Source organism: Limnohabitans sp. 2KL-51 (assembly GCF_003063645.1).
GTDB lineage: Bacteria > Pseudomonadota > Gammaproteobacteria > Burkholderiales > Burkholderiaceae_C > Limnohabitans_A.
This window is the reverse complement of the sequence record NZ_NESJ01000003.1, coordinates 54,951-69,354: the sequence shown is the minus strand read 5'-3', so window position 1 is coordinate 69,354 and position 14,404 is coordinate 54,951. Positions and strand designations below refer to the sequence as shown.

The following is a 14,404-nucleotide window of genomic DNA, read 5'->3' as shown; positions in this document are numbered from 1 at the left end:
CTTAAATTGGCTTGTGCCGATGGATAAGACTGGGTGGTGTGGCAAGGTCAGCGGCGTCCCTGTTTTCCCGCACCGGGTGAAGCTCCGGGCAGCAGTGGGCTTTTTCAGTCGTTGTCGGCTTGCCTGAATTTCATCAAGGCCATCAAGCCGCCAGCGCTGTTGTTGAATACCGAAAAAGTGCCGCCCATGCGCTGAACGGCGCGCTCGACGATGGCCAGGCCCAGGCCAGAGCCCGTGGCTGAAGTTCGAGCTGAATCGCCCCTGAAGAAAGGTTGGGTGAGGTTTTTCAGTGTTTCTACTGACACCCCTGGGCCTTGGTCGCGCACGCGAAGTAGCACCCAGCCTTCGTGAACGCGGGCGACGATTTCGACGCGTGTGATGCCGTCAGCGGGGCTCTGGCCGTAGCGCCGTGCGTTTTCCAGCAGGTTCGACAGCACGCGTCCCAGTTCCACAGGTTCGGCTTGAATTTGCAGGTCTTCGCTCACGTCGACCGAGATTTGCAAGCGTGTGTTGTTGCGCCAAGGGGTGATGCAGCGGCTGATGACGCCGGTCAAAAGTACAGGCCCCAACTCGGTGGACTCTGGGCGGGCATAGTCCAAGAACTGGTCAATGATGTCGTCCAGTTGCTCAATGTCGGCCACCATCAGCTCGCGGGTTTGCGGGTCGCTCACGCTCAGCTCTGTCTCTAGCCGCAAGCGGGCCAAGGGTGTGCGCAGATCGTGCGAGATCCCGGCCAGCATCAAAGCGCGTTCGGCTTCTATTTTGGCCAGGCGTTCGGCCATTCGGTTGAAGCCGATGTTGACTTCACGTATCTCGCTGGTCGCAGCTCCCTCGTCCAGGGCTGCGCCATGAAAATGCCCCTCCCGCACGCGACTGGCGGCGTAAGACAGGCGCTTGAGCGGTCTGTTAATCAGGCCAGCCATGACGGCCGCCCCTAACAAGGACAGCGATGTGGTGATGCTCAGCCAGATCAACCAGGCAGTACCCCCTAGAGGCTTGAGGCGAGAGGGGTCCATCTGTAACCAATAGCTGTCGCGTTCTATGGCAAAGCCAATCCACAAACCCTCTTCATCGTTCACGCTGGAGGCCACAACCGTGCCGGGCCCCAGACGTTTGATCATCTCATCGACCAGTCGGCTGTCCATGCTGGAATCGGTGAAGTCCACGATGCGATCTGTCGGTTCGCGCAGCTGGATGCTGACATCCTCTTCGTCGGCCAGCACGGTGATGAGCGCCAAGCGCGCTATCTCATCGCTGTTTTTCAGCGCGGTTTTGGTCAGGTTGACCACTGTGGCAATTTGGTGGGCATTGCGCAGGATGCGGGGCTCGTATTCCTGCGTTTTGAACATCTGCAACCACGCCACGCTGCTGAAAAAAATCAGCAAGGCCAACAAGATGAAGGTGCGCCAAAACAGACTGAGCTTGACCAGGGGGCCAGCTGCCGTTGGGGTCGTCACCTCATCTGCGGCAATGGGCGCTGATTCACGGTTGTCCATCGGGCACAAAGACGTAGCCCACGCCCCAGACGGTCTGGATGATTTTGGGCGTGGCAGGGTCGACTTCGATCATTTTTCGCAGACGGGAAATTTGCACGTCGAGGCTGCGGTCAAAGGGCTCGAACTCTCGGCCACGCGCCAGTTGGGCCAGCTTGTCGCGGGTGAGCGATTGACGGGGGTGCCTTGCCAAAGCCTTGAGCATGGCAAATTCGCCGGTGGTCAGCGCCATGTCCACGCCGTCTTTGCTGAGGGCTCGGACCCCTAAGTCGAGCTTGAAGGGGCCAAAGTTGATCACCTCGTCTTCGGTGGAGGGTGAGCCGGGCAGCTCGTTGACCGGCCTGCGGCGCAGCACCGCATGGATGCGGGCCAGCAACTCACGGGGGTTGAAGGGTTTGCCCAAGTAGTCGTCGGCCCCAATCTCCAGACCGTTGATGCGGTCTACGTCTTCGCCTTTGGCGGTCAGCATGATCACGGGCGTTTTGACCCCGCTGGCCCGCAAGCGTTTGCAGATGCTCAGGCCGTCTTCGCCGGGCAGCATCAGGTCCAGCACCATCAGGTCGATGGTCTCGCGCAGCAGGATGCGATCCAGGGCCCGACCGTCTTCGGCCAACAACACGTCAAAACCTTCTTGCGATAAAAAGCGGCGCAACAAGTCTCGAATGCGGGCGTCATCGTCGACGATGACAATTTTGTCTAAGCGAGGGGTGTTGCTCATGGTCTTATTGGGCGGTCCAGCCGCCGTCCATGTTCCAAGCTGCGCCGCGCACGTTGTTGGCAGCAGCTGAACAGAAAAACACCGCCAGCTCGCCCAGCTCTTCGGGGGTGGTGAACTGCATGGAAGGTTCTTTTTCCAGCAGCAGGACTTTTTTGGCTTCTTCGTTGGACAGGCCCATGGCGGCGGCTTTGGCGTCCACCTGTTTTTGCACCAGAGGGGTCAGCACCCAGCCGGGGCAAATCGCGTTGCAGGTCACGCCGGTGGTGGCATTCTCCAGAGCCGTGACTTTGGTCAAACCCACCACGCCGTGCTTGGAGGCGACATAAGCCGATTTTTCGGCAGAGCCGACCAAACCATGGGTCGAGGCCACGTTGATGATCCGACCCCAATTGGCCGCTTTCATGGCGGGCAAGGCCAGGCGGGTGGCATGGAAGGCGCTTGTCAAGTTGATGGCGATGATGGCGTCCCAGCGCTCCACCGGAAAATCTTCGATCTTGGCGACATGCTGGATGCCTGCGTTGTTGACCAAAATGTCTACGCGGCCAAAGGTGTCGGCAGCGAATTTCATCATGGCTTCGATCTCGCCAGCTTTGCTCATGTCGGCGCCGTGGTGAACCACTTTGACGCCCAGTGCGGCAATTTCGGCTTTGGGGCCTTCGGCATCGCCAAAGCCATTGAGCACGATGTTGGCACCTTGTTTGGCCAAAGACTTGGCAATGCCCAGACCAATACCGCTGGTAGAGCCGGTGACCAACGCTGTTTTACCTTGCAACATGATGTCCACTCCGAAAGATGAATTAGGATGTTTGAAAAAACCCATTATGGCGCTGCAAAAGCTCGGTTTGAGCCGCAGCGCTGTTGATTGTTACGCTTTGTCATGACTGCCACGATGCCCGCTCACTCCCAACCTGAACTTGAATTTGTGGCCTGTCCCCACCCCCAGGGAGAGCACCGCATGGCTTTTTGGCGCTGGGGCGACGCGCAAGCGGCCCACTTGGTGGTTTGTGTGCATGGCCTGACGCGTCAGGGCAGGGATTTTGACCGACTGGCCCAGGCCTTGGTCGCCCAAAGTCCGCATCCCATGCAGGTCATTTGCCCCGATGTGGTGGGGCGTGGTCGCAGCGATTGGCTGGCCGAGCCAACTGGTTATCAGATTCCGCAATACGCCGCCGACATGCTGGCCATGCTGGCCCAGGTCAAAACCCAAATGGGCGCAGATCAGCCCATTCAAACCCTGGATTGGGTAGGCACCAGCATGGGGGGGCTGATCGGCATGGTGCTGGCGGGGCAGCCGGGTCTGCCGCTGCCTGCGCCGATTCGCCATCTGGTGCTGAACGATGTGGGGCCAGCCATCGCCTGGGGCTCGGTGCAGCGCATGCAAACCTATGTGGGCCAATACGGCCAGTACCGCGATCTGGATGAGGCGGCTGCCGTTCTGTGGGATTTGTCAACTGGTTTTGGGCCTGTGTCTGCTGATGTGTGGCGCGAGATGTCTGCGCACATGCTGCGCCCCGGCAGCGATGGAGCCGTGACCTTGCATTACGACCCGGCCATTGGCGAGCCGGTGCGGGCCCTGACACCCGAAGCAGCCTCGGCGGGCGAAGCCGCACTGTGGGCTTTGTACGACCAGATTCAAGCCAAAACATTGCTCATTCGCGGGCAAGAATCTGACTTGCTCACTCGCGAAAACGCCTCCGCCATGACCGAGCGTGGCCCCCGCGCCCGGCTGGACACCTGGCCGGGTTTTGGCCATGCCCCCACCTTGACAGGCGACGACCAAATTGCGGTGGTGGCCAAGTTCTTGCTCGGCGATTGAGGTCATGGTCAGCCCCACCTCCAGCTATTCCGCCAAGCCGATGTCGCCATCGGGGCGCTTGCACATGCCGCACTTCCCCCCCGCGGCATTGCCGCCCGCCTCATTGCCGCCAGTGATGCTCGCCACGGCCGATGCCGCCGAAAGTGCCCAGCAGGGCGAAACTTTGGTCAAAGCCCGCGCCTTTGCCGAGCCGCTGATCGCGGGCGAAACTCTGGACACGGGCGAAAATATCTTGGCGCATGCCGATGCTGTGGCCGCGATCTTGGCCGACATTGGCGGTTCGGTGGCCATGCAGGCGGCCAGTTATTTGGTCTATGCCTGCCCGCACTTGAACAAGCCCGAGGAGGTGATGGCCAAGGCCTTTGGCCCGCAGCTGGCGCAACTGGCCATGCAGACCCACCAGTTGGTGATCGTGCAGCGCTTGTCCCGGGCGGCCGAGGCTCACACCCGTGGGCCGGACAACACGCCGCTCAGCCCCCGCTTGCAGACCGAAAACGTGCGCAAGATGCTGCTGGCGTTCAGCCGTGACTTTCGGGTGGTCATGCTGCGCCTGGCCTCGCGCTTGCAAACCCTGCGCCACTTTGCCGCCACCAAATTGCCCGTGCCCCCCGAGTTGGCCAGCGAATCCCTGCAGGTATTTGCGCCCTTGGCCAACCGCTTGGGCATCTGGCAAATTAAATGGGAGATGGAAGACCTGTCCTTCCGCTTTTTGGAGCCTGTCACCTACAAGGACATTGCCCGGCTGCTGGATGAAAAGCGCACCGAACGCGAACGTTACATGGTGGCCCTGCGCGAGCGCCTGCAACAAGCTTTGGCCAGCCAGGGCATCGCTGCCACTGTGGCGGGGCGACCCAAACACATCTACAGCATCGTGCGCAAGATGCGGGGCAAGTTGCTGGCGTTTGACCGCGTGTTTGACATCCGCGCCCTGCGTGTGGTGGTGCCCAGCGTGGCCGATTGTTACCAAGTGCTCAGTTGGGTGCACGAACACTTTGCGCCCATTGCTGAAGAATTTGACGACTACATCGCCAAGCCCAAAGCCAACGGCTACCAATCACTGCACACCGTGGTGCGCGACGCCGACGGCGGCCCTATTGAGGTGCAGATCCGCACCCAGGCCATGCACGAGCACGCCGAAAACGGGGTGGCCGCACATTGGGCCTACAAGGAGGCTGGGGCCAAAGGCTACTCAGGGGTCTCGGCCACCAGCGAATACGACACCAAGATTGCCGTGCTGCGTCAGTTACTGGCTTGGGAGCGCGACCTGTCAGGGGCTGCGCAAGCCAGTGCGCCAGGCAACGGCCTGTTTGACGACCGCATTTATGTGCTGACGCCCGAGGCCGCCGTGGTGGAACTGCCGCAAGGCGCCACGCCCATCGACTTCGCCTACACCGTACACACCAACCTGGGGCACCGCTGCCGGGGTGCCAAAGTGGATGGGGCCATGGTGCCCCTGAACACCCCGTTGGCCAACGGCCAGACGGTGGAGATCACCGCCATCAAGGAGGGCGGACCGTCTCGCGACTGGCTCAATGCCGATTTAGGCTTTTTGGCCAGCCCACGCGCACGGGCCAAAGTGCGGGCTTGGTTCAATGCGCAAGTCAGCGCCGAGACCATTGCCCGAGGCCGCGAGGCGGTCGAAAAATCCCTGCAGCGCATGGGCCGCACTGCGATCCGCTTGGACGATTTGGCCAGTCAATTGGGCTTCAAATCGGCCGACGGCTTGTTTGAGGTGGTGGGTAAGGACGAGTATTCGCTGCGCAACATCGAGGTCTTGCTCAACCCACCCGCGCCCGCGCTGGAGCCCGATGAATACTTTCAGAAAAAATTCAAAGGTGCGGGCACCCGCAAATCGGCATCGGGCGTGTTGGTGGTGGGGGTGGATTCCTTGCTCACTCAACTCTCGCGCTGCTGCAAACCCGCACCACCCGATGCGATCGGTGGCTTTGTCACACGCGGCAAGGGTGTCAGCATCCACCGCCAAGACTGCAGCAACTTCCGCGAACTGGCCTCGCGCAACGCCGAGCGCGTGATCGATGTTCGCTGGGGGGAACACAAGGGGGCCGACGCCTCGGTTTACCCGGTAGACGTGGCGGTGGAAGCCTTTGATCGGCAAGGCTTGCTGCGCGACATCTCTGAAGTCTTTGCCAAAGAGAAGATGAACGTGATCGGCGTGCAGACCCAGTCCGTCAAGGGCACGGCCTGGATGATCTTCACGGTGGAAATTGGTGATGCGGTCACTTTGAACAAAGTTCTGGGCAGCGTTCGCAGCGTCAAAGGGGTGAGGGCGGCCCGCAGGCGGTAAACACCCGTAATTGAATCGCAGCCCAAATGGGGGTTTTTCTCGCTATAATTCAAGGCTTAGCAGGCGCGTAGCTCAGTTGGTTAGAGCACCACCTTGACATGGTGGGGGTCGCTAGTTCGAATCTAGTCGCGCCTACCAAATTCGGTAGGAAAATCAAGCACTTGGCGGAAACGCTCGGTGCTTTTTTTTCGTCTGTACGGGAAAAGTACGGGAATTCAATCCCGGGCACTTCGCAAACTTGACTCAATGAAACTTCAGGTCGGCGCTGGCGGTCTCCTTGGTTGTGTCTCTTGATTCGATCTAATCATGAGTCATTGTTGATAGTAGGCGCCCAGCTTCGGCCTGATAGTAGGTTGGCCAGCATTGATAGTAGACATCTCGGGCTGGGGGATAGTAGTCACACTTGATAGTAGTTTCGCTGACAAGGTGGCAGAAGATGGTGATAGTAGCTGTTAGCCACTCCCAGTAGGACCCCCAAGCCCAGGGGGAGTGGGGGATAGCTTTATGAGGGGCTCTCACAGCAAAGGTCAATTTTTTTGTCCAAATAAGCTGCAGAGAAGTTGATTGGGAACGCGGCACCCTGACTTATTGTTTTTTGAGCGTTTAATTTTTACAACTACACGAGGCATTGCCCAAGATTTGGCGGTCGGCTTCTGGTGTGTAGCTGTCCTTGGTATTTTTACCCTTGAAGTCCGGTTCAGGCTGGATGCGGTCGTTAATGGAAGACTCTCTGAGCAACTAGTTTCTTGTTATCCGACATTCGACTAACTACGGTTGGGTTTACTACATGCTGGCGAAACCAGTCATTGATGGTTTGCGGCACACACCTGATCTTGGAGGCAATGGTCTCAATGGACGCCCAAAAGTAAGGCGTACTCACCTAGGTATTTAGAACCATGCGAAAAGCGCTCTCGCACATCTTAGGTGAAAAAGCGTGTGATTTCTTGCGCATAGCACCATCTTCTCAAAGTGAGGCGACTCCCCAAAATCTGGGCGATTCAGTTGGCTCTTAAATCAAGCGTTTTCAGAACAGGATCCCATGCCTTGCGGTCCGCTTGGACGCGCTCGGTAAATGCTGTCGGTGATGGGTTCAGCGGGGTTGCACCCAGCTTAGACAGTTTTTCCCTGACTGTTGGCATGGCCATCACTTTGGTGAGTGCAGCGTTCAGTGTGTCGATCACTTGTTTTGGAGTGCCTTTGGGCGCCGCCAGTCCCATCCAAAGTCCGGCATCAAGCCCAGGCAATCCAAGCTCGCTGAAGGTCGGAACGTCTGGCACAGCAGCTGAACGGGTTCTGCCAGTTTGTGCAAGGATGCGAATTTGTCCACTTTGCATGAAAGGCAGCGTGCCACCGAGGTTGTTGCACATCACAGGAATGTGTCCGGCCATGAGGTCGTTCACTGCAGGTGCATTGCCTTTGTAGGGGATGTGCTGGAGCTTGATTTGGGTCTGATGGTTCACCATTTCGCAGACCAAGTGCGATGGCGTGGCAACCCCGGCAGAGCCAAACGACATGGCGCCCGGTTTGGCTTTGTCGGCCGCAACGAGCTGGCTCAGCGACATGTAAGGCGTTTTTGAATTCACTGCGATCACGTTGGGCAGATCTGCCACAAGACCGATGCCCACAAAGTCATCAATCGGGTTCCACTTCAAGTCCTTGTACACGTAGGGCAGGAAGACGTTGGTGAGCCCGGCCATCAGAATGGTGTAGCCGTCTGGCGCAGCCTTGGCCACTGCCTCGGACCCGATCAGGCTGCCAGCACCCGCTCTGTTCTCAACGACGATCTGCTGCCCCAAGGTGGCCCCCAGCTCAGCGGAAAGAGCACGCGCTACAAGGTCAGTGCTGCCAGCTGCAGGAAAAGGTACGACCAGCTTGACGGGGCGGTCGGGGTAGGAAGCAAGGGCTGGACCAGCGGTGAGTGCGGCAGTGAGCCATACGATGGTGCGGATTCGGTGTGAGGGGGTCATTTATGGTCTCCTGATGTAGATGCTGCTGATTTCAATTGGCGACAGATAAATTGAATTTGCTGTGTCATGGAACTTTGGCCGTGTGCATCACCCAACCGAAAGAACACATGAGGTGCGCCTGGATAGACATCGAGTTGCCCTGCGTTTCCAGCCGCCAACCATCGCGCATGCATGAATAGGCTGTCGTCTAGGAGGGCGTCCCGCGTACCAATAGTGAAAAGCGCTGGACATAAATTCTGAAGGTCACCATAAAGTGGGGAAATATCCGGGTCACGCAGGTTTTGTTCTCCCGGTAAAAATGCGTCCCGAAATTGAACCATGTCGATGGTGCGCAAAAAAAGCCGTTCATTAGCAAAGGCGCGCGCACTGGGCGTCAATGCCATGTCGAACAGGCCGAAATTGAAATTTGCACCTGCAAAGGGACAATACCCAAGTTGTTGGCGCAAGCGCAGCAGGGTGACGGCACTGAGGTGTGCTCCGGCGGATTCGCCGCCAATGAGCAACTGATCGGTCCCGTAAAGTTCAGAGCAGTGATCCAGCAGCCAAAGTGCGGCTGCTTGGCAGTCGTCAGGGGCTGCAGGATAAGGGTGCTCGGGGGCGAGTCGGTAATGCACACTCAGCACCACCACCTGCGCATAGTCCGCCAGTGCCAATAGCATGGTGTCTTGCATGTCGGCCCCACCAATGACCCATCCGCCGCCATGCATGTGCAGGTAAACGCCACGGGCTTGACCTTGGGCTGGAAGAAATTCACGCAAGCGCAATGGGCTTGCCGGGCCATCAATGGTTCTTGTATGGGCACGCTCGCTGAAAACCAAGGGTGGAAAAATACCTGCGCCCTCGCGCTGCTTCTGGCGAAAAGCGGGCGCTCCAATCTCCCACCACTCGGGCATCGCAGCCATCGCTTGGGCGATGAGCGCGTTTCGCTGGTGAATGTCTGGTGGAATGCTGCCAGGGTGCAGCAATGCAGGATCCGGGTAGGTAGTCATGGCATGCAAGGGGTACGTGATGAAGCCACTAAGCGGGCAAGCGATAGGCCGGCCCGCTCTTGGATTGAATGCATCAGCTCAATTGCAAATTGGCCGACTTGACTGCATCGCCCAACCACTGAAGGTCACGTTCGATGATGGTTTTGAATGCGGCACCACCTGCAAATCGTGCATTCAGTCCCAATGGGGTGTAGCGCTGAGACAGCGCCGGGTTATTCACGGCAACGCTCATGGCTTTTTCAAGGGTTTCGACGACAGCAGTTGGGGTGCCAACAGGGACCGCTAGGCCACCCCAGTAATTCACCGTGGGGATATCCAGCCCCTGCTCTTTGGCGGTGGGCAAATCAGGCAAGAAGCCAATCCGTTGTTCCGTCAGGGCAATCACAGGTCTGATTTTGTCTCTGAACTGAATGATCAGTGGCGCTGGCAATGCCATAGCCTGGATCTCACCTTGCGCCAGCGCCAAGGCACCATCTGGACCGCCTTTGAATGGAATGTTGTTACCCGTGATGCCTACACGTTGCATGATGCTAACCATGCTCAAATGCTCCATCGAGCCCGGACCTGTGGAGCCATAGTTGAGCTTGCCGGGGTTGGCCTTGCCCCATGCAACCATTTCTTGTGCAGTCTTGAATGGCGCATTGTTGGCAATGCAAAGCATGGCATCTGTTGAGCCCATCAACCCCACGGGAATGAGTTGTTTGAGCATGTCAAAGCGTTTGAGCGAAGCCTGTACGGCACACATGGTTGCATTGAGGTGAATCAGGGTGTAACCGTCCGCTGGAGCGCTGGTGATGGCCTGAATGCCGATTTGGTAAATCCCACCGGGTCGGTTCTCCACCACGAGGCTTTGGCCCAGAGGCTGTTGCATGAATTCTGTCAAGATGCGCACCGACACGTCGGCTGCACCGCTGGCAGGCAGCGGCACGATGATTCGAACGGGCTTGTTTGGAAAAGCGGCTTGCGCTGCTGCAATCAGCGGCATCGGCAGCAAGCTGGCCCCCAACGCTTGAAGAGTCTGGCGGCGTGTCAATGCATTTGTCATGAAGTGTCTCCTGGTTGTTGTGGTGAAAATTTTCTAGGTGCGTTGAGAAAAAATCAGGTAAAAATCAAAGAGCCGTCATCGAGTGCGGCCACTGGAAGATCGTTCTTGTCGGTCGAATAGTCTTGCAGGTGCAACCAGGGTGCACGATCACCTTGGCGTGGCAACTGATGCATGCCTCGGGCCAGGTAACCGGGATTGAAGTTGTCGGGCCGCACCCAGGGGCTCAAGGTCATGTCTTGGTCTTCAGGTCGAATCGCTGGCACCACACTGCGCAATTCGTGTTGGTCCATGTGCTTCACAAGCTTGCAGAAAAAGTCGGCCAGCAAGTCGGCGCGCAGCGTCCAACTGGCACGGAAATAGCCGAACACCCACAATAAATTGGGCAAGCCTGTGAACATGGCGCCGCGCCAAGTGACGCTGCCCGCAAAGTCCAGCGGCTTGCCATCGATCTGGAAATCAATGTCACCCAATACGTTCAGGTTAAAACCTGTGGCAGTCACAATCACATCGGCGGGCACAGTCTCACCGTTGCTCAGGCGAATGCCTTCTGGCACGAAGCGCTCAATCGAACCAGTTTGAATACTGGCCTGCCCATGACGTATCGCTTTGAAAAGGTCGCCATCGGGCACAAAGGCCAAACGCTGTTGCCATGGACGATAGGTCGGCTTGAAATGGACATCGACTAAGTGTGCGTGTTCGGGGCCGAGTGCCTCTCTGGCTGCGGCGAGCAGTTCAGCCGCCACAGTCTCGGGCTCTTGCACACATCGCCGCTGGATGTGAGCTTGGTCAAAAAGCACTTTGCGGCGCACGATTTCATGGGTCCATTCGTGCGGTATGTCCAGTGCGCGCAGCGTGTCGGCCAGTTCATTGGCGTTGCGCCCAGTTGCAAACCAAGTGGGTGATCGCTGCAGCATGGTCACATGCGCACAGCGGCCCGCCAGGGAAGGTACCAGTGTTGCGGCGGTCGCGCCAGAACCGATCACCACCACACGCTGACCGGTCAGGTCGAGGTCTCTCGGCCATTGTTGCGGGTGGACGATGCGACCGGCAAAGTCATTCATACCGGACCATTCCGGCGTGTAACCCGCGGCGTGACTGTAGTAACCCTGACACATCCATAAAAACTGACAGCGCACTTGGCGGATGACAGGCTTGCCTTCTTGTGGCGTGTGCAGGATCTCGACATGCCAGCGGGCGTCGACAGAAGACCACCGGGCCGAGGTCACACGGTTTCGGTAATGGATCCGCGCAGTCAAGTCGTATTCGTCGATGACCTCGTTCATGTAGTTCAAGATCTGATCGCCACTGGCGATCGGGTTGCCGCGCCACGGCTTGAATCGGTAGCCAAAGGTGAAAAGATCGCTGTCGGAGCGAATGCCGGGATAGTTGTGAGTCCGCCATGTGCCGCCGAAACTGGCCTGGGCCTCGACCAACGCAAAACGTTTGTCCGGGCACTGTTGCTGCAGGTGGCAGGCAGCACCGACGCCAGAAATACCGGCGCCGATGATCAGCACATCCAATTGCTCGGGCAACGGCTTCATGTCAGGCGCCTCGCTCATGTGGGTATGCGCACCATGAGTTCGGTGAAGCCACGCACAAAGGGCGAACGCACTCGCACCGGGTCGGCCACGACTTCAATGACGGGAAAGCGCTTGTGAATTTCTTCCCACAGGATCCGCAGTTGCATCTCTGCCAAGCGGTTCCCCACACAGCGGTGGATGCCAAAGCCAAAAGACAAGTGTTGGCGTGCACGTGGCCGATCAATGATGAACTGGCTCGCGTTGGGAATGGCTTCCTCGTCGCGGTTGCCCGAGAGGTACCACATCACCACCTTGTCGCCTTTTTTGATCTGTTTGCCGCCCAGTTCTGTGTCTTGCAAGGCTGTGCGGCGCATGTGGGCCAGCGGTGTCTGCCAGCGAATGATTTCCGAGACCATGTTGTCCACCAAGGCTGGATTGTTTCGCAGCTTGTCCCATTCGGCCGGGTTGTTGTGCAGGGCCAGCAGGCCTCCGGTCATCGAGTTGCGAGTGGTGTCGTTACCACCCACGATCAGCAACACCAGATTGCCCATGAATTCCTGCGGAGACATGTTCCGGGTTTCCGGGTTGTGGGCCATCATGGAAATCAGGTCGGATCCTGGACTTGAGTTGACGCGTTCATTCCACAGGCGGGTGAAATAAGCCGCCATCTTTTGCAATTCAGCCAGGCGTTCTTCACGCGTTGGCGCGTTGGGGTCCACATCCTTGTTGGCGGTGGCCACATCTGACCAGTGCGTCAACAGGTGACGGTCCTCGATCGGAAAGTCAAAAAGAGTCGCCAGCATCAAAGTGGTGAGCTCGATAGACACATGCTCTACCCAATTGAAGGTCTCGCCACGAGGCAGGCCGTCGAGAACTTTGCAGGTCCGCTCTCGAATGAGGTTCTGCATGTTGGCCAGGTTGCCCGGCGCGACAATGGGCTGAACTGCCTTGCGTTGTACGTCATGGCGCGGAGGGTCCATGGCGATGAACATCTGCAACTTCGCTTCACCCGGTGGTGGTTCGGTGATGGCAATCCCACCATTTGTCCAGTCTGAAGAGTAAATGCCGTGGTTGGTGTCCACCTGCATGATGTCCTGGAAACGGGTCACCGACCAATACGGTCCGTACAAAGCGCTGTCGCAGTGGTGGACAGGATCATCACGACGAAGGCGTTCGAAATAATGAACAACGGTGTCGTTCTCAAAATAAGCAGGTGATCCGGGGTCGATCTGCTCGATCGGCATGGCAAAGGCTTCGGCACGGGCTGAAGCCTGAATTTCGGCTTGTGACAGTTTCATGTGGTTTTCTTTCGGTTCATCGACAGCTTCAGTGTTGGCCTTCGGGCATATGGACTTCGATGCCGTCAAGCTCGGCCGTCATGACGATCTGGCAGGCCAGTCGGGAAGATTCCTTGCGCTCGTTGGTGAATTCCAAAATATCGTTCTCATTGGTGCGCATGATGGGCAGCCGCTCTGCCCAGGGCCCGGACACGTAAACGTGACAAGTGGCGCAAGCGCACTGGCCGCCGCAATCGCCATCGATGCCAGGCACAGCGTTATCGGTGGCAGCGCGCATCAGGTTCTCGCCAATCGGGGTCTCAACGCTGCGGCGAATACCGTCAAAGCTGATGAAATGAACTTGTGACATGGACAAAAATCTTTCTGGAAAATCGAAATTCAGGAATCGGCTGACTTGCGCATGGCTTCGATCTGCTCGCGTGACACGCCGAGTGCTTGGCTCATGGGGCTGGTTGTCTGAGGATCCCAGCTGTGGCGGGGGCCGATGGTGATCCCGCCATCCACAGTGATGTGGGTGCCAGTGACAAAGCGGGCGGCATCACTGGCCAGATAAAGAGCGGCCTCGGCAATGTCTTGCGGCTGACCGGCACGGCCAATCGGATTGGCGCTGCTGCTGTGGTCACTCACACGCTTGGCCAAGTCTTGCGAGGCCTGTTGGTCCATGCCAAAAAGCCCACCGAAGATGCGCGTGGCAATGAATCCCGGAACCACAGCGTTGATGCGGATATTTAAGGCGCAGAGTTCGGCCGCTGCCACTTGCGTGTAATGCAGCACTCCCGCCTTGGCCACCGAATAGGCCAATGGGGCGTAGCCAGCCTGCAACGCAGAGATGGACGATGTGTTGACGATGGCGCCTGCGCCGCGCTTGATCATGTGGGGCACGGCGTAGCTGGTGCCTGCCGCGACAGATCGCAACAAAAGGTTTTGGGTGCTATCCCAAGCCTCGGCATTGAAAGCTTGAACGCCACCCATGGTGCCGATACGGCCTGCGTTGCTGAACAGGATGTCCAGCCCACCAAAATGCTTGGCGGCACTGTCGATGGCGGCGCGCAACTCATCGAGCTGGGTCACATCGCAATGCGCAAAATGCAGCTGACCTGCATATTTCTCTTGCAGTTGCTGGCCTACCTCGTCCTGAACGTCTGCCGCCACCACTTGGGCACCTTCAGAAAGAAACAGCTCGGTGGTGGCCAACCCAATGCCCGAGCAGGCGCCAGTGATCACGGCGACTTTGTTCTGCAATCGTTTCATGG

The 14,404-nt window shown here is 58.1% G+C and carries 12 protein-coding genes and 1 tRNA gene; 3 read left to right on the top strand and 10 right to left on the bottom strand.

All coding sequences use genetic code 11. The features are described 5' to 3' along the window. Positions 1–104 precede the first annotated feature (104 nt). The 3 genes from B9Z49_RS03435 to B9Z49_RS03425 are packed head-to-tail and all read right to left on the bottom strand — an operon-like array spanning position 105 to position 2,986. Entirely contained in the window at positions 105–1,496 is a 1,392-nt protein-coding gene (locus tag B9Z49_RS03435) for an ATP-binding protein (protein WP_108352048.1), read from the bottom strand. Then, a complete protein-coding gene (gene ompR, locus B9Z49_RS03430) occupies positions 1,483–2,211 on the bottom strand; it encodes a two-component system response regulator OmpR (RefSeq protein ID WP_108352047.1) in 729 nt (242 codons plus the stop codon). Before ompR ends, B9Z49_RS03435 begins: the two co-directional genes overlap by 14 nt. Before the next feature lie 4 nt (positions 2,212–2,215). Beyond that, positions 2,216–2,986 (bottom strand): 3-hydroxybutyrate dehydrogenase, encoded by a 771-nt coding sequence (locus tag B9Z49_RS03425; protein ID WP_108352251.1) that lies wholly within the window; start codon positions 2,984–2,986, stop codon positions 2,216–2,218. Between the two features lie 180 nt (positions 2,987–3,166). On the opposite strand from B9Z49_RS03425, the gene B9Z49_RS03420 reads away from it, so the two are divergent. The 3 genes from B9Z49_RS03420 (at position 3,167) to B9Z49_RS03410 (ending at position 6,470) form a co-directional block, all read left to right on the top strand. Beyond that, the gene (locus tag B9Z49_RS03420; protein ID WP_369913380.1) at positions 3,167–4,027 is read left to right on the top strand and encodes an alpha/beta fold hydrolase; all 861 of its coding nucleotides are present in this window, start codon (positions 3,167–3,169) and stop codon (positions 4,025–4,027) included. 64 nt (positions 4,028–4,091) lie between these two features. Beyond that, complete coding sequence (locus B9Z49_RS03415; protein ID WP_108352249.1) at positions 4,092–6,332, top strand: bifunctional (p)ppGpp synthetase/guanosine-3',5'-bis(diphosphate) 3'-pyrophosphohydrolase; 2,241 nt, start codon at positions 4,092–4,094, stop codon at positions 6,330–6,332. A gap of 61 nt (positions 6,333–6,393) precedes the next feature. Next, positions 6,394–6,470 (top strand) — tRNA-Val (locus B9Z49_RS03410). 860 nt (positions 6,471–7,330) lie between these two features. Here B9Z49_RS03410 and B9Z49_RS03405 read toward each other — a convergent pair. From B9Z49_RS03405 to B9Z49_RS03375, 7 genes are all read right to left on the bottom strand, one after another. Further along, positions 7,331–8,299 carry a tripartite tricarboxylate transporter substrate binding protein gene (locus B9Z49_RS03405; RefSeq protein WP_108352046.1) on the bottom strand — a complete coding sequence of 323 codons (969 nt, stop codon included), beginning with the start codon at positions 8,297–8,299 and terminating at the stop codon, positions 7,331–7,333. After that, positions 8,296–9,264 carry an alpha/beta hydrolase gene (locus B9Z49_RS03400; RefSeq protein WP_158273411.1) on the bottom strand — a complete coding sequence of 323 codons (969 nt, stop codon included), beginning with the start codon at positions 9,262–9,264 and terminating at the stop codon, positions 8,296–8,298. Before B9Z49_RS03400 ends, B9Z49_RS03405 begins: the two co-directional genes overlap by 4 nt. A gap of 97 nt (positions 9,265–9,361) precedes the next feature. After that, positions 9,362–10,333, bottom strand: a complete 972-nt coding sequence (locus tag B9Z49_RS03395; protein ID WP_108352044.1) for a tripartite tricarboxylate transporter substrate binding protein — start codon at positions 10,331–10,333, stop codon at positions 9,362–9,364. Positions 10,334–10,386: 53 nt separating this feature from the next. Next, positions 10,387–11,874, bottom strand: coding sequence for an NAD(P)/FAD-dependent oxidoreductase (locus B9Z49_RS03390; RefSeq protein WP_233254494.1), 1,488 nt, complete (start codon positions 11,872–11,874; stop codon positions 10,387–10,389). A 14-nt stretch (positions 11,875–11,888) separates the two neighbouring features. After that, the gene (locus tag B9Z49_RS03385) at positions 11,889–13,151 is read right to left on the bottom strand and encodes a cytochrome P450 (RefSeq protein ID WP_108352042.1); all 1,263 of its coding nucleotides are present in this window, start codon (positions 13,149–13,151) and stop codon (positions 11,889–11,891) included. Positions 13,152–13,179: 28 nt separating this feature from the next. After that, entirely contained in the window at positions 13,180–13,500 is a 321-nt protein-coding gene (locus tag B9Z49_RS03380) for a 2Fe-2S iron-sulfur cluster-binding protein (RefSeq protein ID WP_108352041.1), read from the bottom strand. 29 nt (positions 13,501–13,529) lie between these two features. Beyond that, a complete protein-coding gene (locus tag B9Z49_RS03375) occupies positions 13,530–14,402 on the bottom strand; it encodes an SDR family NAD(P)-dependent oxidoreductase (RefSeq protein WP_108352248.1) in 873 nt (290 codons plus the stop codon). Positions 14,403–14,404: the final 2 nt, after the last annotated feature.